Source organism: Vibrio sp. 10N.222.51.C5, assembly GCF_041474575.1.
In the GTDB taxonomy this organism is placed as follows: Bacteria; Pseudomonadota; Gammaproteobacteria; order Enterobacterales; family Vibrionaceae; genus Vibrio; species Vibrio crassostreae_C.
In genome coordinates this window covers 39,565-62,616 of the sequence record NZ_JBFRUJ010000045.1, presented here as the reverse complement: position 1 = coordinate 62,616, position 23,052 = coordinate 39,565, and the positions used below count along the sequence as shown (strand labels likewise).

Sequence of the window (23,052 nt, the reverse complement as noted above, 5' to 3'; positions counted from 1 at the left end):
ATTAATAACGCCTAAACGGTGTGATGAAGCTAAGGTCTCTAAAGCTACAGAACCAAAGAGCTAACTAAGATGCGTTGTCTAGATACTCAAGTACCATCTTGCCCGCATCTTGTGGTGACGTATCCAATGGCACACTCAATTGACGCTGCAGTTGGCCAATGCCTAACAAGCTCGCCAACATGCCTTTTGCTCCATCGCGATTACGGTCTATCTCAAACCACAACTTAAGCTCGGTTTCATCACGATGAGCAACCACTTCCAGTTCACGCCAGCGGCCATGATATGGACCAGTGGTAGGGACAAACTCAAACTCTTGAACAAATGGCAGTTCAAAGCCCTCTACTGCTTCGCACTCAACTTGGCGAATACGCAGCCCTTGAGCTTCAAGCTCGTTAAAAATACCATCGAGGAGTGCGTCAGGGCGCACCGTTAAGATGTCTTTATCCGATGGATCAATCGCCATCGCAATATCGAGCCCGGTTTCTAGCCACACCTTTGAATCACCAATCGTGACAGGTGTGTTCAGCGGGACATCAAACTCACATTCAAAATCACGGGTTTCACCCGGCTGAATAACAAAGGCATACGGCAGGCTCCATTTGGCCAACGAGTATGTCTGGTGCATTCGACGTGTTTGACCGCCCTCTTGCCTTTGCGAATTCATAGTAATTTCTTTGACGTAACGACAGCACAAGTTGAGATCGATATTGTCGATCTCTTGTGGCTGAGCGCCACCATAGACATGCACAATAATGCTCGCCTTCTTGCCTGGATAAAGCACTTCCTGTTGCAATACAGAATCCACCTTGGCAGATCCAATTCCAAAACTTGCTAACGTTTTCTTTAAGAACGACATATGCACCTCCTTTAAAGCATCATCTTAAGCCTGAAAGAGGTTCAAACTCAAATATACTGCTCACACTATTTTAGCTCTAATATCGTCTATTTATCACTCAGGCGTCGATCGATAACTTAGATAGTGATAATCTAAGCCTTGATATGCATGCATATCATTATCCTGATTTATTCTTCGGATTGGCGAAAGCCAGACGAGTGACGCTTCAAGCAATTGAGGTGGAGCTCATGGTAAATCAGGCCATTAGATTGGCAATGGATATGCCTGACCGTTAGGTAAATTAATGCGCCCAACAGCTGTCAGGTTCTCGCACACCAACCGTAGTGCGATGCGTCGTCGTAGTGGCTTTGTTGCTGCTCCAACGGCTAAGAAATTGGCTCCGACAATGACTCTAGTTGAGAAGACTGCTTTATTAGCACCGACTACAACAAAAGTGATTAAAGCCGCTTAACAAAAAGCGCAGTTTTTACTGCGCTTTTTTCTTGCCCGCTCCCATCTTGAAATGTGTTTACACATTGGTATTCCCTACCCGATTTGATACCTTAGCCACAAATCATTATAAAATTTGTGGAGAAATAAAGTATGAAGTGTCACCGCATTGAAGAACTGCTTGAACTGATGGAGCCTGAGTGGCAGAAAGATCAAGAGCTTAACCTATTAGAGTTCATCATTAAGCTATCAAAAGAAGCGGGCTACCAAGGCAAGCTTGAAGAACTGACTGACGATGTTCTTATCTACCACCTAAAAATGCGCAACAGCGAAAAAGATGAAATGATCCCGGGCCTGAAAAAAGACCAAGAAGATGATTTCAAAACCGCAATTCTAAAAGCACGTGGCCTTCTTTAGTCGCCCGTTTGTTTAGAGCTCAATTGCCGTATAGATAAAACACTCAATTTTAAAAAGCGACCACCAGGTCGCTTTTTTGTTTCTGTTCGCTATTTTTTCGTCACAACTGTTATGACTTTTGTTGTTAAAGGTTGATAGCGTTAAAGAAATGAGAACAAGATTGTCGTTATAATCGCCATCCATAAGAATCTTCTAAAATAATAAGAGTGAGTGCGATAACAACAAATGCACCAAGCTCAATTTCAACAGGTTCTCTAAACCATACTTTCAAGTAATGTCGTCATGCCCGACTTAACCGGGCAAACAAGCCACAAAAAGGATAGTCCATGAGTCAGGATAAAATCGATATCAAAGATGTGACTCCTAAAACCTTTAACCCGAAAACACATAAAGGTAATGGAGATCGATTTAACCCAAGTAACCGAATCTATGTTCGAGAAAGCAAAGGTAAATTCCAACAACTGCGTCGCTATGGCGGTTGGTTCTTACTTTTACTTTTTGCGCTTATCCCATGGATTCCCTTTGGTGAACGTCAAGCGATCTTGCTCGATATCGGCAGCCAACAGTTCAACTTCTTTGGCACCACCTTATACCCGCAAGATCTGACCCTACTCGCGATCCTATTTATGATTGCCGCGTTTGGCCTGTTTTTCATAACCACCTTCTTAGGCCGCGTCTGGTGTGGCTATTTATGCCCGCAAACCGTCTGGACCTTCATGTATATCTGGTTCGAAGAGAAGCTAGAAGGCGCTGCCAATAAGCGAAGAAAACAAGACTCGGGCAAACTGACGAGCAATTTAATCCTCAGAAAAACCCTCAAACACATTGCGTGGTGGGCGATTGCCATTGCGACGGGCTTAACCTTTGTTGGTTACTTCATCCCAATCAAAGAGTTAGTGGTTGGCTTCTTTACCTTTAACTCGTCTTTCTGGCCGGTGTTTTGGGTACTGTTCTTTGCTGGATGTACTTATGCCAATGCGGGTTGGATGCGTTCAATTGTTTGTCTGCACATGTGTCCTTACGCGCGTTTCCAGTCGGCAATGTTCGATAAAGACTCCTTCATCGTTGGTTACAACACAGAACGTGGTGAAACCCGTGGCCCTCGCTCTCGTAAAGCCGATCCAAAAGAGCTTAGTCTAGGCGACTGTATTGACTGTAATCTGTGTGTACAAGTGTGCCCTACGGGTATCGATATCCGTGACGGCCTGCAATACGAGTGTATTAACTGCGGCGCGTGTATTGATGCCTGTGACAACACGATGGAGCGTATGGGCTATGAGAAAGGCCTGATCAATTACACCACCGAGCACAGACTTGAAGGTCACTCGACCAAGGTAATGCGTCCCAAGCTGTTGGGCTATGGCGCTATCTTGATCGTGATGCTGGGCTTGTTCTTCGCCCAAATCGCGAGCGTTGATCCTGCCGGCCTAAGTGTTCTGCGTGACCGAAACCAACTGTTTAGAGTCAATAACCAAGGGTTGGTTGAAAACACCTACACCTTGAAAGTGATCAACAAGACTCAACAAGAGCAAGAATACAAACTCGATGTTAGCGGACTGCCCGATTCTATCTGGTATGGTAAACAGACGATTACTGTCGATCCAGGCGAGGTTTTGAACCTACCTATCAGTTTGGGCGCCGACCCAGAAAAACTGAGCTCACCAGTTTCGACAATTCAGTTTATACTCTCGGATAATGAAGAGTTTACGATGGAAGTCGAAAGCCGCTTTATCAAGAAGCTCTGATACCCGCACCGTAGTGCTTGGTATAACAACCCAATAAATGGAAAAAGGCTCAGTAATGAGCCTTTTTTATTCTATGACGATGCAAGCCTTTAACTTTGATAACCTGACTCCTGACTTCATGTGGTACGCACTGGAGAGCATCGGAGTTCGCGCTGAATCCGGGCTTCTCGCTCTCAACAGTTACGAAAACCGTGTCTATCAGTTCACCGATGAAGACCGTAAGCGCTACGTCGTTAAGTTTTACCGTCCACAACGCTGGAACAAGGCACAGATCCAAGAAGAGCATGACTTCGCACTCGAGCTTATCGAACAAGAGATGCCGGTTGCGCCTCCAATGCGAATCAACGGTGCAACCTTACATGAATACCAAGGCTACCTATTTGCACTATTTGAAAGTGTTGGCGGCAGACAGTATGAAGTTGACAATCTAGATCAATTGGAAGGCGTAGGACGCTTTCTTGGTCGTATTCATAAAGCCAGCGCGGGAAGAACATTCCAGCATCGCCCGACCATCAGCTTAGATGAATACCTTTATCAGCCACGTAAGATTCTAGAGAACTCTCAGTTTATCCCGACGCACCTAGAAAATGCCTTCTTCAATGACGTTGACCTTCTGATCAAAGAGCTAGAGAGCCAGTGGCCGAGCAACATTGAGAATATCCGCCTGCACGGTGACTGCCACCCTGGCAATATTTTGTGGCGCGATGGGCCAATGTTCGTCGATCTTGATGACGCACGTAACGGCCCTGCGATACAAGATCTGTGGATGCTGCTCAATGGCGAGCGCCAAGATAAGCTGATGCAACTGGATATTTTGCTAGAGAGTTACCAAGAGTTTTGCGATTTTAATACCGCACAACTGAAACTAATCGAACCACTACGCGGTCTACGTATGGTGCATTACATGGCATGGTTGGCGAAACGATGGCACGATCCTGCGTTTCCTCTGGCCTTCCCGTGGTTTAATGATCCGAAATATTGGGAGCAACAAGTACTTGCTTGTAAAGAGCAAATTGCTACCCTGCAAGAGCCACCACTTTCATTAATGCCTCAGTGGTAACAGCAATCGCAACATACAACTAGATAAAAATTCAAACATAATGGAGATTGGATAAATGAAAAAGCTATTCGCATTTTTCTCATTGATCATGTTGAGCCTTACCGCTCACGCTGCGAAATTTAACGAAGGTGAACACTACAAAGTTCTCGACCTAGAAGCATCAAAAAAACCAATGGTGACAGAGTTCTTCTCTTTTTACTGCCCACACTGTAATAGCTTTGAGCCAATCATCCAGCAGCTAAAACAACAGCTACCTAAAGACGCTAAGCTACAGAAGAACCATGTTTCATTCATGGGTGGCAACATGGGTCTGCCAATGAGCAAAGCTTACGCGACAATGATTGCACTGAAAGTTGAAGATAAAATGGTGCCAGTGATGTTTAACCGCATCCACACAATGAACAAGCCACCACGTGATGAAGAAGAACTGCGTCAAATCTTCCTAGACGAAGGCGTTGATGCGAAGAAATTCGATGCTGCGTATAACGGCTTTGCTGTAGATTCTATGGTTCGTCGCTTCGACAAAGCATTCAAAGACAGCGGCCTTTCAGGTGTACCCGCTGTTGTGGTTAACAACCGCTACCTAGTAGAAGCTCAAGGTATCAACTCTCTTGATGAGTACTTCGAGCTCGTGAACTTCTTATTAAAGAAGTAAGCCATTGATGAAAGGAAGCTTCGGCTTCCTTTTTTTTTGCTAGTTCAAAAATCATTATTGATAAATAATTAACCTGGAAGTTTAAAGCTTTACTGCTATTAATAACCCGTCCTAAGAACCGGTGGGCAAGGAGCCCTTGAATGAAAATAAAAATAACTCTCTTGGTATTGAGCGTTGCGGCTTCTCCCGCTTTTGCCAAGCTTGCAGACCAACAAGGTTTCAGTGGTGAAATCTCTCTCAATACCGGGGTTACCTCTTCCACCTCGAACTTTAATACCGATGCTGATAGCAATCTTTCATCCACAGATCAGAAGGCTTCTTCGGAAAGCTCTTTTCTGGTTGCTCCTTTAGGTAGTGTTGCTTATACCTTTGGTGAAAAGCTAAACCATCAGGTATACACAGGTACCGCGCGAGATGATGTAGCAACAGGTACTGTAGTTCTCGAAGTCGGTTACAAATACCAACTTGAGTCAGGCATGGTGATCGACGCTTCACTGCTGCCAACCATTATGTCTGGTGAAACTTGGGCTGATCCATACAACACCACATCAGCTCGCACCAAGACCGATGAAACTGGCAATGCGTTTCGTTTGAAGCTAAGCAACATTGCGGGCTCAGCTTTCTCGCTAGACATGGCCTATGCGACCAAAGATGTCGACAAGGATGATATTCAAGATCAAGAGCTCAAACGAGATGCCAATACTCTCTACTTGAAAGGTCAATATCGCCTGCCACTTAGTCGTACCATGATGCTTATTCCATCCGTCATCTATCAAACACGTGATGCTGATGGTAAAGCTGAATCTTACGACCAATTCGGTGGTGAGGTAAGCTTGTTTGGTGGCATGGGGCGTCACAAGTACGCACTAACAGCGGGTTACAACCAACGCTCTTACGATGCGAGCAACCCGATCTACGACAAGAAACGCAGCGACGACAATATCAACCTATTCGCCGCCTATGAGTATGATCAATTCATGGATTGGGAAAACTGGTCGTTTATTTCACTGGCAGGCTACGGCACCAGCGACTCGAACATTACCTTCTACGACGAGTCTCAATATATAGTTTCAGTTGGCTTGAACTACAAGTTCTAACCTTAGCGAGTATGAACTGCAATCCAACGAAAGCCTGCATCTAAGCAGGCTTTTTCTGCTTGCTAGACAGCTTGAGCCGTGAGTTGTTTCAGCAAGCGATCCATCGCGCGATAGCCTAGCGCTTCTGATAGATGTTTCTTTTCGATCTGCTCGTTACCGTCAAGGTCGGCAATGGTTCGTGCCACCTTAATAATTCGATGATAAGCACGAATCGATAAACCCAAGCGATGTAGTGCTGTCTCAAGAAACTCTGCATCTTCGCGTCGCAGTGGGCAATACTTCTCAATTTCTCGGCTACCTAACAGTGCATTCGATTTATGGTTGCGAGATAGCATTAACTCTCGCGCCTGCCTAACCCTTTGCTTAACTACTTGAGTGGTTTCACCGCGATCACCGCCTTCGGCCAACATTCCTTTTGGCAACAGAGGTATCTCCAATGACATATCGAACCTATCCAGCAAGGGCCCAGATAAGCGATTGAGGTAACGCAGGATGATCTGTGGGTTGGCGCGCGCCTGGTTACCTTCGTAATAACCCGTTGGACTTGGGTTAAGTGCACCGACCAATTGAAAACGCGCAGGAAAACGAGTCTTGCCCGCAGCACGGGAGATAATGATCTCGCCCGACTCTAGTGGCTCTCGTAATGAATCAAGCACCTTGCGCTCAAACTCCGGCATCTCGTCTAAGAACAATAAGCCGTTATGCGCTAAAGAGATCTCTCCGGGGCGAGGCACCGAACCACCACCCACTAATGCCGCCATTGAACTGGAATGGTGAGGAGAGCGAAAAGGTCGTTGCTTCCAGTTGTATTGATTGATTTCTTGTTGCGTTAACGAGGCCACCGACGCGGTTTCCATCGCTTCGTCATCACTCATTTCAGGTAATAGGTCACGCAGTCGAGAAGCGAGCATAGTTTTTCCGGTTCCGGGTGGGCCAAGAAACAATAAGTTATGATTCCCAGCAGCGGCTATCTCTAGAGCTCGCTTGCCTTGTTGTTGGCCGATAATATCTTGTAGGTCGCGAAGCACTGAAACATCAGCCTGATGATGTTCCGTTCTATATAGCCCAAGCTGAGCCTGTCCACACATGTCAGCACAAACCTCCAACAAGGTTTGTGCAGATTTATGCGCTCCCTTGCCCACCAGCGCAGCCTGATCACCGTTATGATGTGGGACAACTAAGCATCGCTCTACACTGTCGGCGGCTAACGTCGCAGGCAAAACGCCCTTTACCGAGCGAAGTTCTCCTGACAATGCCAACTCACCTATAAATTCATGTTGAGCTATTTTTGATGTCGGAAGCTGATCTGACGCCACCAAAATCCCAAGCGCGATGGGCAGGTCAAAACGGCCACCTTCTTTGGGCAAATCGGCTGGGGCGAGATTAACCGTGATTCTTTTCGATGGAAACTCAAAGCGAGAATTGATGATCGCGCTTCTCACTCGATCTTTAGATTCCTTGACCGTTGTTTCAGGTAGACCCACCAGCGTGAAGCCAGGCATTCCGTTGCTTATATGCACCTCAACGGTCACTTCTGGCGCCTCTACACCCACACTAGCTCGGCTATGAATTATCGCGAGTCCCATAACTTTCCTTTGTCTTTGATTTAAAAGTATTCGCTCTGGATATTCGTTGCTCACCAAAGCGATAAGGTTGTTATATAGCTTGGTGGAATGGTATTTTAATGTGAAAAAAGAATGACATTTCCCTTGTCATGCGGCAGATTTGTGTGATAACACTAGAGATGTAGACATTTACTGAAGACAATAAACGAGAAAACTCGAATATTATGATTTTTAACGCTCGCATTTACGCACTGATTAACCTGATTATCGTAGTCATTATTAAGACTGCGCGGGGGCGAGTGGGAAGAAAGTAACCACGAATTAGAAAAAACCCCCGCACTGACAAGTCCGGGGGTTTTTTCTAATTTAAACATTCGATTTTTATATTTTTGAGCATTTTCGGCTTTGCCGATTTACAGGAAGAATGGGAGCACAAGATGTGCAGAGACAAAGGAAACAGTTACCAAAATAAAGGTAATACGGGAGAATTCCGATGAAAGGCGCAGAACTAGTCGTATCCGCACTCAAGCAACAAGGAATTGAGACCGTATTTGGTTACCCCGGTGGTGCCATCATGCCAATCTACGATGCACTCTATGACGGCGGGGTTGAACATATCCTATGTCGCCATGAGCAAGGCGCCGCTATGGCCGCGATCGGCATGGCTAGAGCAACACAAGATGTCGCTGTTTGTATGGCAACCTCGGGACCAGGTGCAACCAACCTAGTCACTGGCCTTGCTGATGCCTTTATGGATTCAATCCCATTGGTTGCTATCACAGGTCAGGTTGCAAGTTCCCACATTGGTACCGATGCATTCCAAGAAATGGATGTGATTGGTATGTCTCTGTCATGTACTAAACACAGCTACCTAGTAACTGATATTGAAGAGCTAGCTCCAACCCTCGCTGAAGCGTTTGTGGTAGCAAAGTCTGGCCGCCCTGGCCCGGTTATCGTCGATATCGCTAAAGACGTTCAACTAGCAGAAGCACCTGTTAACGCTCTTCCTGAATTTACTCCACCCGCAATTCCTGTTGCGACAACTGATGCCATTGAACAGGCACAGTACTTTTTGTCTCAAGCGACCCGTCCTGTTTTATACGTAGGTGGTGGTGTTCAACTTGCTAAAGCAACCGATGCGGTTCGTGAGTTTTTACGCCTAAACCCAATGCCAGCAGTAAGCACACTGAAAGGCTTGGGCACTATCGAACGTGACGACCCACACTACCTTGGCATGCTGGGTATGCACGGCACTAAAGCCGCTAACCTTGTGGTTCAAGAGAGTGACCTGTTGATTGTTGTCGGTGCTCGTTTTGATGACCGAGTAACTGGCAAACTCGATACCTTTGCGCCGCATGCTAAGGTTATCCATATCGATATCGATGCCGCTGAGTTCAGCAAACTGCGTCTTGCCAATGCGCCAATTCGCGGTGACATCAACAAGATCATGCCTCAACTAGAGCTAAGCCAAGACATCTCCTCTTGGGTTCATCACTCTGAAGGTCTTCGTAGCTCATTCAAATGGCGTTACGACCACCCTGGTGATCTGATTTTTGCTCCACTGCTGTTGAAGCAACTGTCAGACATGATGCCAGCAAGCTCTATCGTATCGACTGATGTGGGCCAACACCAAATGTGGGCAGCTCAGCACATTCAGCCTCGCGATCCACAGAACTTCATTACCTCTGCCGGTTTAGGCACCATGGGCTTTGGCTTGCCAGCTGCAATGGGTGCTTCGGTTGGGCGTCCTGATGACCAATCTATTCTAATCTCTGGTGATGGCTCGTTCATGATGAACGTGCAAGAGCTTGGCACACTGAAACGCCGCCAAATCCCAGTGAAGATGGTGCTTCTAAACAACTCTCGCTTGGGTATGGTTCGCCAATGGCAATCGTTGTTCTTCGATGGCCGCCACAGTGAAACCATCCTAGATGACAACCCAGACTTCGTGATGCTAGCGAAAGCCTTCGATATCCCGGGTAAAACCATCACGCGCAAAGAAGAAGTAGAGCCAGCACTGAAAGAGATGCTAGAAAGCAAAACCGCTTACCTACTTCATGTTCTTATTGATGAAGAAGAGAACGTATGGCCACTAGTACCGCCAGGTGCTTCAAACAGTGAGATGTTGGAGAACACATAACATGAAAAGATACCTATTAGACATCAAAGCCGATGATAAGCCTGTACTACTAGAGCGTGTTCTTCGTGTTATCCGCCACCGTGGCTTTATTGTTAAGCAAGTCGCGGGCACTCAAAACCACGAAAGTAAAGTGGCGAGTGTAGAGATCATTGTAGACAGTGACCGTCCAATCTCTTTTTTGGTCAATCAAATCGAAAAGCTGTGGGATGTGCGTACCGTTGACGTTATCTCGATCAGCCGTAATGAACTGCCAAACAACAACTTACAACAAAAGATAAACGCATAAGGAACCGCAAACATGACAGCTAAAACAGCAGACTATATTTGGTTTAACGGTGAGATGGTTCCTTGGGCAGAGGCGAACGTTCACGTCCTGACTCACGCAATGCACTACGGTACTTCTGTGTTTGAAGGTGTTCGTTGTTACAACACACCAAAAGGGCCGGTTATCTTCCGTCACCCTGAACATGCTAAGCGCCTAAAAGACTCAGCAAAAATCTATCGCTTCCCTATTCCTTACACTGAGGAAGAAATTATGGAAGCGACTCGCGAAACGCTACGCCAAAATAAGCTAGAGTCAGCGTACATCCGCCCTCTAGGTTTCGTAGGTAACGTTGGTTTGGGTGTCTGCCCGCCAGAAAATACTGAGATGGAACTGATCATCGCTGCTTTCCCTTGGGGGTCTTACCTAGGCGAAGAAGCACTAGAAAACGGCGTTGATGCAATGATTTCTAGCTGGAACCGTGCCGCTCCAAACACGATCCCAACCGCAGCAAAAGCCGGTGGTAACTACCTATCTTCACTATTAGTTGGTGGCGAAGCTCGCCGTCATGGTTACGATGAAGGCATCGCACTGAGTGTTGATGGTTACCTTTCTGAAGGTGCAGGTGAGAATATCTTTGTAGTACGCAATGGCGTGCTATCAACGCCACCAGCGACCAGCGCAATTCTGCCGGGTATCACTCGTGATTCGATCATGACACTAGCAAAAGACATGGGGTATGAGATCCGTGAAGAGAACATTGCTCGTGAAGCGCTATACCTTGCCGATGAAGTATTCATGACAGGCACAGCGGCGGAAATCGTTCCGGTTCGCAGCGTAGACAAAATTACAGTAGGTGAAGGCAAACGCGGTCCTATCACTGAAAAAGTTCAAGCGGCTTACTTTGGTCTATTCAATGGAACCACTGAAGATAAGTGGGGCTGGTTAGACTACGTTTACCCAGCAGACCAAACTTCAGAAAACCAAACGCAAACAACTAAGTAAGCAACAGCCAAATATTTTATAAGGATTTAAGCAATGCCAATCTATCGTTCAGCAACGACTACCCACGGACGCAACATGGCTGGTGCGCGCGCTTTATGGCGTGCAACTGGCGTTAAAGATGATGACTTCGGTAAGCCAATCATCGCAGTTGTAAACTCTTTCACTCAATTCGTACCAGGCCACGTTCACCTTAAAGATATGGGTCAATTGGTAGCAGGTGAAATCGAGAAAGCGGGCGGTATCGCTAAAGAATTCAACACCATCGCAGTTGATGATGGTATCGCAATGGGTCACGGTGGCATGCTGTACTCACTGCCATCACGTGAGCTTATCGCGGATTCAGTAGAATACATGGTCAATGCACACTGTGCGGATGCGATGGTGTGTATCTCTAACTGTGACAAAATCACTCCGGGAATGATGATGGCAGCAATGCGCCTTAACATCCCAGTGATCTTTGTATCAGGCGGCCCAATGGAAGCGGGTAAAACTAAGCTTTCAGATCAAATCATCAAGCTAGACCTTGTTGACGCAATGATCCAAGGTGCCGATCCAACCATTTCTGATGAGCAAAGTGAGCAAGTAGAGCGTTCTGCATGTCCGACATGTGGTTCATGTTCAGGTATGTTCACAGCGAACTCAATGAACTGTCTAACAGAAGCGCTTGGTCTATCTCAGCCAGGTAACGGTTCTATGCTAGCAACCCACGCAGACCGTGAAGAGCTATTCATCAATGCTGGTAAGCGCATCGTTGACCTAACCAAGCGTTACTACGAGCAAGATGACGAATCAGCACTGCCTCGTAACATCGCAAACCGCGCAGCATTTGAAAACGCGATGGCACTGGATATCGCAATGGGCGGTTCTAGTAACACCGTTCTTCACCTATTGGCAGCAGCTCAAGAAGGTGAAGTCGACTTTGATATGGGTGATATCGACGAGATGTCTCGCCGCGTTCCACACCTATGTAAGGTTGCGCCTTCAACACCTAAATACCACATGGAAGACGTTCACCGCGCTGGTGGTGTTATGGCTATCCTAGGTGAACTAGACCGCGCAGGCCTACTGAACAACCAAACTCGCACTGTACTTGGCCTAAGCATGCAAGAGCAGCTAGCTCAATACGACATCATGCAGACAGAAGACGAAGCGGTACTTAAGTTCTTCCGCGCGGGCCCAGCAGGTATTCGTACCACCAAAGCCTTCTCACAAGATTGCCGTTGGGATCGTCTTGATGACGACCGTAAAGAAGGTTGTATCCGTACTAAAGAGAATGCATTCAGCCAAGAAGGTGGCCTAGCCGTACTTTCAGGCAACATCGCCGTTGACGGTTGTATCGTTAAGACAGCAGGTGTTGATGAAGAGAACCTGAAATTCCAAGGTCCTGCTATCGTATTTGAAAGCCAAGACACAGCCGTAGACGGCATCTTAGCGGGTAAAGTAAAAGCAGGCGAAGTGGTTGTTATCCGTTACGAAGGTCCTAAAGGTGGTCCGGGCATGCAAGAAATGCTCTACCCAACTACCTACCTAAAATCTATGGGTCTAGGTAAGTCTTGTGCTCTTCTAACTGACGGACGTTTCTCTGGCGGTACATCCGGTTTGTCTATCGGTCACGCTTCTCCAGAAGCAGCAAGTGGCGGTGTGATTGGTCTAGTAAACACTGGCGATATCATCACTATCGACATCCCTAGCCGTTCAATCACACTTGATGTGCCTGAAGCCGAGCTAGAAGCGCGTCGTGTTAAGCAAGACGCACTAGGCTGGAAACCAGAAAACCGTCAGCGTGAAGTGTCTTTCGCACTGAAAGCTTACGCAAGCATGGCAACCAGTGCCGACAAAGGCGCCGTGCGTGATAAGTCTAAGCTAGAGGGCTAGTCTATGAGTGATGACACGGTCAGTCCCCAAAAACAAACTGGCGCAGATTATCTGCGTCAGATCCTGAGAGCGCCGGTTTACGAAGCGGCAATCGTAACACCTCTACAGGATATGCCGCGTCTAAGCGCGCGCATTGGTAATCAGGTTCAGCTTAAACGAGAAGACCGTCAGCCGGTGCACTCGTTCAAGCTACGTGGTGCCTACAACATGGTATCAAGCCTTTCTGAGCAGCAAAAAGCTGCAGGTGTGATTGCTGCATCGGCGGGTAATCATGCTCAAGGTATGGCTCTGTCTGGCTCTAAGCTGGGCATTCAGACTACGATTGTGATGCCAAAAACCACGCCAGACATCAAGGTTGATGCGGTACGTGGCTTTGGCGGTAACGTGGTTCTGCACGGCAGCAACTTTGATGAGGCCAAGGCAGAAGCCGAGCGTCTTTCTGCTGAACATGGCTTTACCTTTGTGCCGCCTTTCGATCACCCACTGGTGATTGCAGGACAAGGCACGATGGGTATGGAGATGCTGCAGCAGAATGGTCATATGGATTACATCTTTGTGCCGGTTGGTGGTGGTGGCTTAGCTGCGGGTGTTGCTGTATTAGTAAAACAGCTGATGCCAGAGATTAAAGTCATTGCAGTAGAACCAGAAGATTCGTCTTGCTTAAAAGCGGCCCTCGATGCCGGTGAACCTGTGGTACTGGATCAGGTCAGTATGTTTGCTGATGGTGTTGCGGTTAAACGCATTGGTGAAGAGACATTCCGTCTTTGCCAACAGTACATTGACGGTCACATTGCAGTCTCTAGCGATGAGATATGCTCTGCGGTGAAAGACATCTTTGAAGACACTCGTGCGATTGCTGAACCTTCAGGAGCGCTTGCTCTGGCTGGTTTGAAAAAGTTTGCTGAACAGAACCAACTGCAAGACAAGCAATTAGCAACGGTATTGTCTGGTGCTAACACCAACTTCCACGGTCTGCGTTATGTCTCTGAACGTTGTGAACTAGGTGAGAAGCGAGAAGGTCTACTTGCGGTTACGATTCCAGAGCGACAAGGAGCATTCCTAGAGTTCTGTAATATTATTGGTGGTCGAGCGGTAACTGAGTTTAACTACCGCCACAACGACGAAAGCCTAGCGAATATCTTCGTTGGTGTACGCCTACAAGGTGGTCAAGAAGAACTCGAACACATCATCAATGACTTACGTGAGGGCGGCTACCCGGTTGTCGATCTCTCTGATGATGAGATGGCAAAACTGCACATTCGCTACATGATTGGCGGTAAACCATCGAAGCCACTGAAAGAACGCCTATACAGCTTTGAGTTCCCAGAGTACCCAGGTGCATTGATTAAATTCCTTGATACCTTAGGGACACACTGGAATATCAGCCTATTCAATTACCGTAACCACGGTGCCGACTACGGCCGTGTATTGTGTGGCTTTGAACTTGATGACGATGATTTGGCTCAGTTCTCAACACATCTACGAGAGCTTGGCTATCAGTGTAAAGATGAAACCGATAACCCTTCCTACAAGTTCTTCTTGTCATAAGAGTTAACGACCGAATCAAAAAGAGCGAGTATTTACTCGCTCTTTTTATTGGTGCTGATTCAACTCAAACTTGAAAAGGATCTTCTCGCTAAGATCATTAGACCGCCTTGCGATGATCCAACCAATCTTGGTGAAGTTGTTCACTCGATCCTAGGTATTTCACCATCCACTCGATCAACTTATGGTTATCGTCTTTTCGCCACACCAAACAACAATGACTCTGCGGACTCGGTTCAGGCAGTATTTTTTCCACCAGCAAGCCTTGTTCGATAATTGGCGCGGCAATGTGCCTCGGCATATAACCCACCCCTACTCCATTTTTAAGGCATTCAATTGCGCTATACCAATTGGGTAACAACAGGCGTCTTTGACTTGAGTAGTGGCCTGTGTGTCGCTTAGGGAGCACACTGGAGGTATCATCCAAGCAGATGGCTGGATATTGGCTCACGAACTCTTCATTGAGGTTCTGTTCGCGCACACACGGGTGACTTGGCGACATTACAAATGCCCAATCTAATTGCCCCATGTCTTTGACTTCAAAATCGCCACCAACTGGCACAGCTGAGGTGGCGCCAATCACGATATCCGCCCTGCCCTGTGCAATCGCTTCCCATGAGCCGTTGAATACCTCCATGTTGATCTGAAGTTCGGCAAACTCAAAGGTTTGATAGAACTCTTCAATCATCGGCTTCATCTTGTCGAGCTTCACCACATTATCGAGCGTCAGACGCAAGGTTTTCTTCCAACCTCGAGCTGCTCGACGAGTCTGGGCACTGACCTCTTCCATTTGCCTCAGTAGTGCACGCGCCTCTTCAATGAACAGTTCACCTGCCGGAGTGAGCTCAACCTTTCTCGGTAAACGCCTGAAAAGCAGCACATCCAGTTCTTGTTCGACCTGTCTGACACCATAACTGATCGCCGAGGGCACTTTGTGCAACTGCTCAGCCGCCGCGGTAAAACTGCCCAAGCGCGCTACCGTATCGAGCATTTCTAAAGAGGATTTAGAGAACATAAGCCTTCAAATTTTTTGATTGATAACCACATATTTTAGCGTTTTATTTTATCAGGTCTGAAAAATAGAATGTCAGCATAAATAAACAGGGGCTTTCACTTCTGTATATCAAACAATTTTTTTGATGATAAAAACATCACTACCTTTAGCTTAATGGCATCTTATGAATATTTCTAAATTTCAATTGGTCTACCTTGCAGTTCTTTCAATGCTTGGCTTTATTGCGACCGATATGTACCTTCCTGCATTTAAGGCAATGGAAGTTGATTTCGCAACCGGCCCAGAGCAGATTGCCCTGTCTTTAACGGTATTCCTTGGCGGTATGGCAATGGGTCAGCTTCTTTGGGGTCTGGCGAGTGACAAGTATGGTCACCGTAATACGCTGGCGGTTGGTCTTGTTATCTTTACTGCAGCTTCATTCGGCTTAGCATTCAGCACCGAGGTATGGCATCTACTGACACTGCGCTTCATTCAAGCGATCGGCGTATGTGCTCCTGCGGTAATCTGGCAAGCAATGGTTATCAAGCGTTACTCACAAAGCAGTAGCCAACAAATTTTTGCAACCATCATGCCTTTGGTTGCGCTATCTCCTGCATTAGCACCTCAGCTAGGTGTGTTACTGGCGGATAGCTTTGGCTGGCACAGCATCTTCATCACATTAACCTTGATGGGTGCACTGCTAGTGGCGACAACAATGGCTCAACCAAAAGAAGCGCCTGAAGTAAAACAGACATCGATTAAGACAGACATCAAGATGTTGCTTAAATCAAAGCCTTACATGGGTAATGTCTTAATGTTTGCTTCAGCATCTGCAGCGTTCTTCGCTTACCTAACGGGTATGCCAGAGATCATGGCTCAACTAGGTTATGAAGCAAAAGACATCGGTTTGAGCTTTATCCCACAAACAATCGCGTTCATGGCGGGTGGTTACTTCGGTAAGCAAGCAGTGAAGAAATATGGCGATGGCGTTGTACTAAGAAACCTTATCGGTTTGTTCAGTGTAGCGGCGATGCTTATCTTTATCGCATCACAGTGGGAACTGACGTCAATCTGGCCTCTACTTGCGCCTTTCTGTTTGATTGCTGTCGCAAACGGCGCACTTTACCCAATCGTAGTAAACCGTGCTCTATCAAGCGCTAAACAAAGCCCAGCAACAGCTGCTGGTCTACAAAACAGCCTGCAAATCAGTATCAGTGGCCTATCAAGTGCATTGGTCGCGGCAATGGCTAGCCAAGCACTAAGCGCGACGGGTATTGCCGTTGTGATCTGTTTGGGTGCGTTGTGGGTTGGCTATATTGTTTCGAACAAAGAGCTTTCTGAACACTTCGCGACACCTGACAACTCTCGAGTAGTCGCTGACGAGAAACAAGACTAGTTTCTAAGTTAACGAAAACAAAAAAGAGCGAGATTACTCGCTCTTTTTTTATATCTAGATAAATAAGAAAAAGCCAGTAGCGGTACTACTGACTTTCATTTAAATCATCTTATTTATTAAGAGACTACTTTTTCTTAGTCGGACGCTGCCAGTCAGCAATCTTACGTTCTTTCGCACGGCTGATAACTAGCTCATTTTCAGAAACATCGCGTGTTACGGTAGAGCCAGCTCCAACGGTAGCACCATTACCAATCGTAACAGGCGCTATTAATTGACTATCTGAACCAACAAACACGTCATCACCAATAATGGTCTTAAACTTATTCGCCCCATCGTAGTTACAAGTAATTGCACCCGCACCCACGTTTACGCGCTGACCAATTTCAGCATCCCCAAGATAAGTCAGGTGGTTGGCTTTAGAGCCTTCGCCAAGGCGAGTGTTCTTCACTTCAACAAAGTTACCGACGTGCGAGTTATTACGCATATCGGCACCCGGACGTAGGCGAGTGAATGGACCAACGGTACAGTCTTCCCCCACCGTTGCCCCTTCAATAACGCTGTATGGACGAACGATGGTGTTGTCGTCAATCTCACAGTCTTTCAGTACACATCCCGTACCAATAACCACATTATCACCAATGCTGACACTGCCTTCAATGATAACGTTAGTATCGATCTCGACATCCATACCGCACTGCAGATCACCGCGTAGATCAAAGCGGCTAGGGTCGCGTAGCATCACGCCTTGCTTCAATAGCTTATCGGCTTGCGTAGCTTGGTAAGCGCGCTCTAGGCGAGCCAGTTGCGAACGATCGTTAACGCCTTCCACTTCAATTGGGCTTACTGGGTGTACCGCTTCAACTGCACGACCTTCGTCGTGAGCCGCAGCGATAACGTCAGTCAGGTAATATTCACCCTGTGCGTTGTCGTTGCTTAGACCTGACAACCAGCGCTTCAGATCGCCACCAGTCGCCACCATAACGCCGGTATTGATCTCTTTGATAAGCTTCTGCTCATCCGTTGCATCTTTCTGTTCAACGATAGCCACAACAGGGCCATTACGACGAATAATACGTCCGTAGCCCATCGGGTTGTCTAACACGACAGTAAGTAGCGCGATGCCACCGTTTGGTTGAGCGTCTAATAGGTTTTCAATGGTTTCAGGTGAGATTAGTGGAACATCACCGTAGAGCACCAATACTTTTTCATCATCAGCGAAATGTGCAGATGCTTGATCCACAGCGTGACCTGTGCCGAGCTGTTCAGCTTGCAGTGCCCAGTTTACAGATTCTTCAGCTAAGGTAGCCTTCATCTGATCACCACCGTGGCCGTAAACCAGGTTGATGTTTTGAGCGCCTAGACCATTACATGTATCGATAACATGCTTCACCATTGGCTTACCCGCAAGTGTGTGCAGAACCTTTGGTGTGTTTGAATACATGCGAGTGCCTTTGCCCGCCGCGAGAATTACCGCGCTAAACTTCATTGTAAACCTATCCAACGTTATTTTTATTAAGCCGATATTGTAACCGTTTTTGGGCAAAAAATTAAATCGCAATAACCATTTAACCAGTAGTGATACGTAAAAGAAGCATTTTTGAGAATCTAAAAATGCAAAAAGGCGACCCTTAGGTCGCCTTTATCTCAGAGTCTGTAATCTTAAAAAGATTAACGACGCTGTTTTGTCAGTTCGATAACTCGTAACTGAGCAATGGCTTTAGCCAGTTCACCGGCCGCTTGTGCGAAGTCTATGTCGCCATGCTGATTTTGGATATTCTCCACAGCCTTGCGTTTAGCTTCTTCCGCCTTTGCTGCGTCTAGCTCTTCACCACGGATAGCTGTATCAGCCAGTACAGTCGCTGTACCAGGCTGAACTTCTACCATACCACCAGAAACATAAATAATTTCTTCGTGGCCGTGCTGCTTAACAATACGCACCATACCAGGCTTGATAGCGGTCAGCAGTGGAGTATGACCATGGAAAATACCAAGCTCACCCTCACTACCGGTCACCTGAAACGTCTCAACAAGGCCTGAGAAAATTTGTTTCTCTGCGCTTACAACGTCTAGGTGAAAGGTTATTGCTGCCATATCGCCTCCTAGTTAGCCTTATAGCTTCTTAGCATTCTCGATAGCTTCGTCAATTGCACCACAGTACATGAACGCTTGCTCTGGAATGTCATCGTATTCACCAGATAGAAGACCTTGGAAGCCACGTAGAGTCTCTTTAAGAGGTACGTAAACGCCTGGGTCACCTGTAAATACTTCCGCTACGTGGTAAGGCTGAGTTAGGAACTTCTCAATCTTACGAGCACGAGATACAACTTGCTTATCTTCTTCAGATAGCTCGTCCATACCTAGGATAGCAATGATATCTTTCAGCTCTTTATAGCGCTGAAGAGTAGACTGAACGCCACGAGCGATGTCGTAGTGCTCTTGTCCAACTACCAATGGATCCAGTTGACGTGAAGTAGAATCTAGCGGGTCGATCGCTGGGTATAGACCCATAGATGCGATGTTACGGTTAAGTACAACCGTTGCATCCAAGTGAGCGAACGTTGTTGCTGGAGACGGGTCAGTCAAGTCATCCGCTGGTACGTATACCGCCTGTACAGACGTGATAGAACCAGATTTAGTTGACGTGATACGCTCTTGTAGAACACCCATTTCTTCAGCTAGTGTAGGTTGGTAACCTACCGCAGAAGGCATACGACCTAGAAGTGCTGATACTTCAGTACCTGCTAGTGTGTAACGGTAGATGTTATCAACGAACAGTAGAACGTCACGACCTTCGTCACGGAAGCGCTCTGCCATTGTTAGACCAGTCAGTGCAACACGTAGACGGTTACCTGGTGGCTCGTTCATCTGACCGTAAACCATCGCTACTTTTGATTCTTCAGGTTTTTCGATGTTTACAACACCTGCTTCCTGCATCTCAAAGTAGAAATCGTTACCTTCACGAGTACGCTCACCTACACCTGCAAATACAGATAGGCCTGAGTGTTGAAGTGCGATGTTGTTGATAAGTTCCATCATGTTAACGGTCTTACCTACACCAGCACCACCGAATAGACCGATTTTACCACCCTTAGCGAATGGACAAATCAAGTCGATTACTTTAACACCAGTTTCTAGAAGAGCTGTCTCGTTAGACTGCTCTTCGTAGCTTGGAGCTTCACGGTGAATTGCGTAATGCTCTTCAGCACCGATTTCACCACACTCATCAATCGCGTCACCTAGGACGTTCATGATACGACCCAATGTCTTAGTACCTACTGGTACTGAGATTGGAGCGCCAGTATTTTCAACTGTCAAACCACGACGTAAACCATCAGAGCTACCCATTACGATTGCGCGAACTACGCCACCGCCAAGTTGTTGCTGAACTTCAAGAACTAGACGTTCTTGTACTTCATTAACATTCAGAGCGTCGTATACACGAGGTACTTCACCCTGTGGGAACTCTACGTCGACTACCGCACCGATGATCTGTACGATCTTACCTGTAGCCATCGTTAATCCTCTAACTATTTAGTTTTACCTAAGCTTAAACCGCAGCTGCGCCTGAAACGATCTCAGAAAGTTCTTGTGTAATCGCCGCTTGACGCGCTTTGTTATACACAAGTTCTAAGTCATCAATAATGTCACCAGCGTTATCTGTTGCTGATTTCATTGCAATCATTCGAGCCGCTTGCTCACAAGCAAGGTTCTCAACCACACCTTGGTACACTTGAGATTCGACATAGCGAACCAATAGTGCATCTAGTAGTGGTTTTGGCTCGGGCTCATAAATGTAGTCCCAAGAATGACTGCGTTTCATTTCTTCGCTGTCTGATTTAGGCAAAGGAAGTAATTGATCGATCGTTGGTTCTTGAACCATAGTGTTTTCAAACTTGTTGAACACTACGAACAGGCGATCTAATTCGCCTTCATCATATTTCTTCAGCATAACGCTTACAGAGCCAATCAAGTCTTCAAGGCTTGGACGATCGCCCAGACCAGAAACTTGAGCTGCTACTTTCGCGCCGCTGTTATTGAAAAATGCTGTCGCTTTAGAACCTACAATTGCAAGTTCAACGTCAGCACCTTTCTCAGACCAATCTTTCATGTCGTTCATGGCTTTCTTGAACAAGTTAATGTTCAAACCACCACAAAGACCACGGTCTGTAGAAACGATGATGTAACCAACACGTTTGGCTTCACGTTCCTCAAGATAAGGATGCTTATACTCGAGGCTACCATTAGCCAAATGACCGATCACTTTACGCATTGTTTCTGCATATGGACGAGTAGCTTCCATTGCGTCTTGAGAACGACGCATTTTTGAAGCTGCTACCATTTCCATTGCTTTCGTAATCTTCTGTGTGCTTTTAACACTACCGATTTTATTACGTATCTCTTTTGCGCCGGCCATCGTTACTCTCCGTTAATGGTATGAGGTGGCCCTAAGACCACCTACCAATTACCAGGTCTGGGTTGCTTTGAAATCGTCAACAAGCTTCTTCAGCTCAGCTTCGATTTCTTTATTGAAAGCACCCGTCGTGTCGATCTGTGTTGCTAGATCGGCATATTGACCACGAGCAAACGACAGTAAAGCAGCTTCAAAGTCTAGAACTTTAGAAAGTTCAACGTCTTGAAGGTATCCACGCTCTGCAGCGAAGATTACTAGAGCTTGGTCAAATACAGACATAGGAGCGTATTGCTTCTGCTTCATCAGTTCTGTAACTTTTTGACCGTGGTCTAGCTGCTTCTTAGTCGCTTCATCAAGATCCGAAGAGAACTGAGCAAATGCTGCAAGTTCACGGTATTGAGCTAGAGCAGTACGGATACCGCCAGATAGCTTCTTGATGATTTTAGTCTGCGCCGAACCACCTACACGAGAAACTGAGATACCTGGGTCAACAGCTGGACGTACGCCCGCGTTGAATAGCTCAGTTTGTAGGAAGATCTGACCATCAGTAATCGAGATTACGTTCGTTGGTACGAATGCAGATACGTCACCAGCTTGCGTTTCGATGATAGGAAGAGCAGTTAAAGAACCCGTCTTGCCTTTCACTTCGCCTTTAGTGAATTCTTCTACGTAGTGTTCGCTTACACGAGCAGCACGCTCTAGTAGACGAGAGTGAAGGTAGAAAACATCACCAGGGAACGCTTCACGACCTGGTGGACGCTTAAGCAGTAGTGAGATCTGACGGTAAGCGACAGCTTGCTTAGATAGATCATCATAAACAATCAGTGCATCTTCACCGCGATCACGGAAGTATTCACCCATCGCACAACCAGCATACGGTGCAAGGTATTGCAGCGCTGCAGATTCAGAAGCCGATGCAACAACAACAACAGTGTTTGCTAGTGCGCCGTGCTCTTCTAGTTTGCGAACTACGTTAGCGATAGTCGACGCTTTTTGGCCGATTGCAACGTAGATAGAGAAAATACCAGAATTTTTTTGGTTAATAATCGCATCGATCGCCATCGCTGTTTTACCAGTCTGACGGTCACCGATAATAAGTTCACGCTGACCACGACCGATAGGGATCATTGAGTCAACTGACTTGTAACCAGTTTGAACAGGTTGATCTACCGATTTACGGTCGATTACACCTGGTGCGATAATTTCTACAGGCGAAGTCAATTTCGCATCAATAGGACCTTTACCATCAATTGGCTCACCTAGCGTGTTTACCACACGACCAAGCATTTCAGGACCTACTGGTACTTCGAGAATACGACCCGTACCTGTAACTTTCATGCCTTCCTGTAGGTCAGCATATGGGCCCATTACAACAGCACCAACCGAATCACGGTTCAAGTTAAGTGCTAGCGCGTAACGGCCACCCGGTAGTTCAATCATTTCACCTTGCATCACGTCCGCTAGGCCGTGAATGCTAAGGATGCCATCGCTTACCGAAACGATAGTACCTTCATTGCGAGCTTCACTAACAACGTCGAAAGATTCAATACGTTGTTTAATTAGATCGCTAATTTCAGTGGAATTAAGTTGCATGCTCCAA

General features: G+C 46.7%; 20 protein-coding genes. 12 read left to right on the top strand and 8 right to left on the bottom strand.

Annotated features, from left to right (window positions below):
• Positions 1–64: 64 nt before the first annotated feature.
• Positions 65–856 (bottom strand): sporulation protein, encoded by a 792-nt coding sequence (locus AB4558_RS14275; protein WP_017058778.1) that lies wholly within the window; start codon positions 854–856, stop codon positions 65–67.
• Between the two features lie 283 nt (positions 857–1,139).
• On the opposite strand from AB4558_RS14275, the gene AB4558_RS14270 reads away from it, so the two are divergent.
• The 6 genes from AB4558_RS14270 to AB4558_RS14245 all read left to right on the top strand — a co-directional run bounded on the left by AB4558_RS14270 (position 1,140) and on the right by AB4558_RS14245 (position 6,259).
• A complete protein-coding gene (locus tag AB4558_RS14270) occupies positions 1,140–1,307 on the top strand; it encodes a hypothetical protein (protein ID WP_004739323.1) in 168 nt (55 codons plus the stop codon).
• A 131-nt stretch (positions 1,308–1,438) separates the two neighbouring features.
• Positions 1,439–1,702, top strand: a complete 264-nt coding sequence (locus AB4558_RS14265) for a YihD family protein (RefSeq protein WP_009848104.1) — start codon at positions 1,439–1,441, stop codon at positions 1,700–1,702.
• A 326-nt stretch (positions 1,703–2,028) separates the two neighbouring features.
• Positions 2,029–3,447, top strand: a complete 1,419-nt coding sequence (ccoG, locus tag AB4558_RS14260) for a cytochrome c oxidase accessory protein CcoG (protein WP_372073267.1) — start codon at positions 2,029–2,031, stop codon at positions 3,445–3,447.
• Between the two features lie 73 nt (positions 3,448–3,520).
• The gene (locus tag AB4558_RS14255; RefSeq protein ID WP_017058781.1) at positions 3,521–4,507 is read left to right on the top strand and encodes a serine/threonine protein kinase; all 987 of its coding nucleotides are present in this window, start codon (positions 3,521–3,523) and stop codon (positions 4,505–4,507) included.
• A gap of 55 nt (positions 4,508–4,562) precedes the next feature.
• Complete coding sequence (locus AB4558_RS14250) at positions 4,563–5,162, top strand: thiol:disulfide interchange protein DsbA/DsbL (protein WP_017063015.1); 600 nt, start codon at positions 4,563–4,565, stop codon at positions 5,160–5,162.
• A gap of 140 nt (positions 5,163–5,302) precedes the next feature.
• Complete coding sequence (locus AB4558_RS14245; RefSeq protein ID WP_372073269.1) at positions 5,303–6,259, top strand: DUF2860 domain-containing protein; 957 nt, start codon at positions 5,303–5,305, stop codon at positions 6,257–6,259.
• 62 nt (positions 6,260–6,321) lie between these two features.
• Here the strand turns inward: AB4558_RS14245 and AB4558_RS14240 are convergent, their stop codons facing one another.
• Positions 6,322–7,845, bottom strand: a complete 1,524-nt coding sequence (locus AB4558_RS14240) for a YifB family Mg chelatase-like AAA ATPase (RefSeq protein ID WP_017058783.1) — start codon at positions 7,843–7,845, stop codon at positions 6,322–6,324.
• A gap of 472 nt (positions 7,846–8,317) precedes the next feature.
• On the opposite strand from AB4558_RS14240, the gene ilvG reads away from it, so the two are divergent.
• From ilvG to ilvA, 5 genes are read left to right on the top strand one after another with little or no spacing between them, the layout of a single operon-like run.
• Positions 8,318–9,964, top strand: coding sequence for an acetolactate synthase 2 catalytic subunit (ilvG, locus tag AB4558_RS14235; protein ID WP_017058784.1), 1,647 nt, complete (start codon positions 8,318–8,320; stop codon positions 9,962–9,964).
• 1 nt (position 9,965) lies between these two features.
• A complete protein-coding gene (gene ilvM / locus AB4558_RS14230) occupies positions 9,966–10,250 on the top strand; it encodes an acetolactate synthase 2 small subunit (RefSeq protein ID WP_017055442.1) in 285 nt (94 codons plus the stop codon).
• A gap of 12 nt (positions 10,251–10,262) precedes the next feature.
• Positions 10,263–11,231: a branched-chain amino acid transaminase gene (locus tag AB4558_RS14225; protein ID WP_017063017.1), complete on the top strand. Its 969-nt coding sequence runs from the start codon at positions 10,263–10,265 to the stop codon at positions 11,229–11,231.
• Positions 11,232–11,264: 33 nt separating this feature from the next.
• Positions 11,265–13,106 carry a dihydroxy-acid dehydratase gene (gene ilvD / locus AB4558_RS14220; RefSeq protein WP_017058786.1) on the top strand — a complete coding sequence of 614 codons (1,842 nt, stop codon included), beginning with the start codon at positions 11,265–11,267 and terminating at the stop codon, positions 13,104–13,106.
• 3 nt (positions 13,107–13,109) lie between these two features.
• Entirely contained in the window at positions 13,110–14,654 is a 1,545-nt protein-coding gene (gene ilvA, locus AB4558_RS14215; protein ID WP_372073271.1) for a threonine ammonia-lyase, biosynthetic, read from the top strand.
• Between the two features lie 97 nt (positions 14,655–14,751).
• Here ilvA and punR read toward each other — a convergent pair whose 3' ends face one another.
• Entirely contained in the window at positions 14,752–15,666 is a 915-nt protein-coding gene (gene punR, locus AB4558_RS14210) for a DNA-binding transcriptional activator PunR (RefSeq protein ID WP_136974240.1), read from the bottom strand.
• Positions 15,667–15,829: 163 nt separating this feature from the next.
• On the opposite strand from punR, the gene punC reads away from it, so the two are divergent.
• The gene (punC, locus tag AB4558_RS14205) at positions 15,830–17,041 is read left to right on the top strand and encodes a purine nucleoside transporter PunC (RefSeq protein WP_017063021.1); all 1,212 of its coding nucleotides are present in this window, start codon (positions 15,830–15,832) and stop codon (positions 17,039–17,041) included.
• A gap of 124 nt (positions 17,042–17,165) precedes the next feature.
• On the opposite strand, the gene glmU is transcribed toward punC, so the two are convergent.
• The 5 genes from glmU to atpA form a co-directional block, all read right to left on the bottom strand.
• The gene (glmU, locus tag AB4558_RS14200) at positions 17,166–18,527 is read right to left on the bottom strand and encodes a bifunctional UDP-N-acetylglucosamine diphosphorylase/glucosamine-1-phosphate N-acetyltransferase GlmU (protein WP_017058790.1); all 1,362 of its coding nucleotides are present in this window, start codon (positions 18,525–18,527) and stop codon (positions 17,166–17,168) included.
• 182 nt (positions 18,528–18,709) lie between these two features.
• Positions 18,710–19,132: a F0F1 ATP synthase subunit epsilon gene (locus AB4558_RS14195; RefSeq protein ID WP_004735742.1), complete on the bottom strand. Its 423-nt coding sequence runs from the start codon at positions 19,130–19,132 to the stop codon at positions 18,710–18,712.
• 18 nt (positions 19,133–19,150) lie between these two features.
• Positions 19,151–20,554, bottom strand: a complete 1,404-nt coding sequence (atpD, locus tag AB4558_RS14190) for a F0F1 ATP synthase subunit beta (RefSeq protein WP_048610850.1) — start codon at positions 20,552–20,554, stop codon at positions 19,151–19,153.
• Between the two features lie 34 nt (positions 20,555–20,588).
• Positions 20,589–21,455: a F0F1 ATP synthase subunit gamma gene (gene atpG, locus AB4558_RS14185; RefSeq protein WP_016794171.1), complete on the bottom strand. Its 867-nt coding sequence runs from the start codon at positions 21,453–21,455 to the stop codon at positions 20,589–20,591.
• A gap of 48 nt (positions 21,456–21,503) precedes the next feature.
• On the bottom strand, positions 21,504–23,045 hold the full coding sequence (gene atpA, locus AB4558_RS14180; protein WP_102321083.1) for a F0F1 ATP synthase subunit alpha: 1,542 nt from the start codon (positions 23,043–23,045) through the stop codon (positions 21,504–21,506).
• Between the last annotated feature and the right edge of the window lie 7 nt (positions 23,046–23,052).

Excerpts from the sequence above, each read along its gene's own strand:
- AB4558_RS14275 (WP_017058778.1), bottom strand. The coding sequence starts at position 856 with ATGTCGTTCTTAAAGAAAACGTTAGCAAGTTTTGGAATTGGATCTGCC.
- AB4558_RS14270 (WP_004739323.1), top strand. The coding sequence starts at position 1,140 with ATGCGCCCAACAGCTGTCAGGTTCTCGCACACCAACCGTAGTGCGATG.
- AB4558_RS14265 (WP_009848104.1), top strand. The coding sequence starts at position 1,439 with ATGAAGTGTCACCGCATTGAAGAACTGCTTGAACTGATGGAGCCTGAG.
- ccoG (WP_372073267.1), top strand. The coding sequence starts at position 2,029 with ATGAGTCAGGATAAAATCGATATCAAAGATGTGACTCCTAAAACCTTT.
- AB4558_RS14255 (WP_017058781.1), top strand. The coding sequence starts at position 3,521 with ATGACGATGCAAGCCTTTAACTTTGATAACCTGACTCCTGACTTCATG.
- AB4558_RS14250 (WP_017063015.1), top strand. The coding sequence starts at position 4,563 with ATGAAAAAGCTATTCGCATTTTTCTCATTGATCATGTTGAGCCTTACC.
- AB4558_RS14245 (WP_372073269.1), top strand. The coding sequence starts at position 5,303 with ATGAAAATAAAAATAACTCTCTTGGTATTGAGCGTTGCGGCTTCTCCC.
- AB4558_RS14240 (WP_017058783.1), bottom strand. The coding sequence starts at position 7,845 with ATGGGACTCGCGATAATTCATAGCCGAGCTAGTGTGGGTGTAGAGGCG.
- ilvG (WP_017058784.1), top strand. The coding sequence starts at position 8,318 with ATGAAAGGCGCAGAACTAGTCGTATCCGCACTCAAGCAACAAGGAATT.
- ilvM (WP_017055442.1), top strand. The coding sequence starts at position 9,966 with ATGAAAAGATACCTATTAGACATCAAAGCCGATGATAAGCCTGTACTA.
- AB4558_RS14225 (WP_017063017.1), top strand. The coding sequence starts at position 10,263 with ATGACAGCTAAAACAGCAGACTATATTTGGTTTAACGGTGAGATGGTT.
- ilvD (WP_017058786.1), top strand. The coding sequence starts at position 11,265 with ATGCCAATCTATCGTTCAGCAACGACTACCCACGGACGCAACATGGCT.
- ilvA (WP_372073271.1), top strand. The coding sequence starts at position 13,110 with ATGAGTGATGACACGGTCAGTCCCCAAAAACAAACTGGCGCAGATTAT.
- punR (WP_136974240.1), bottom strand. The coding sequence starts at position 15,666 with ATGTTCTCTAAATCCTCTTTAGAAATGCTCGATACGGTAGCGCGCTTG.
- punC (WP_017063021.1), top strand. The coding sequence starts at position 15,830 with ATGAATATTTCTAAATTTCAATTGGTCTACCTTGCAGTTCTTTCAATG.
- glmU (WP_017058790.1), bottom strand. The coding sequence starts at position 18,527 with ATGAAGTTTAGCGCGGTAATTCTCGCGGCGGGCAAAGGCACTCGCATG.
- AB4558_RS14195 (WP_004735742.1), bottom strand. The coding sequence starts at position 19,132 with ATGGCAGCAATAACCTTTCACCTAGACGTTGTAAGCGCAGAGAAACAA.
- atpD (WP_048610850.1), bottom strand. The coding sequence starts at position 20,554 with ATGGCTACAGGTAAGATCGTACAGATCATCGGTGCGGTAGTCGACGTA.
- atpG (WP_016794171.1), bottom strand. The coding sequence starts at position 21,455 with ATGGCCGGCGCAAAAGAGATACGTAATAAAATCGGTAGTGTTAAAAGC.
- atpA (WP_102321083.1), bottom strand. The coding sequence starts at position 23,045 with ATGCAACTTAATTCCACTGAAATTAGCGATCTAATTAAACAACGTATT.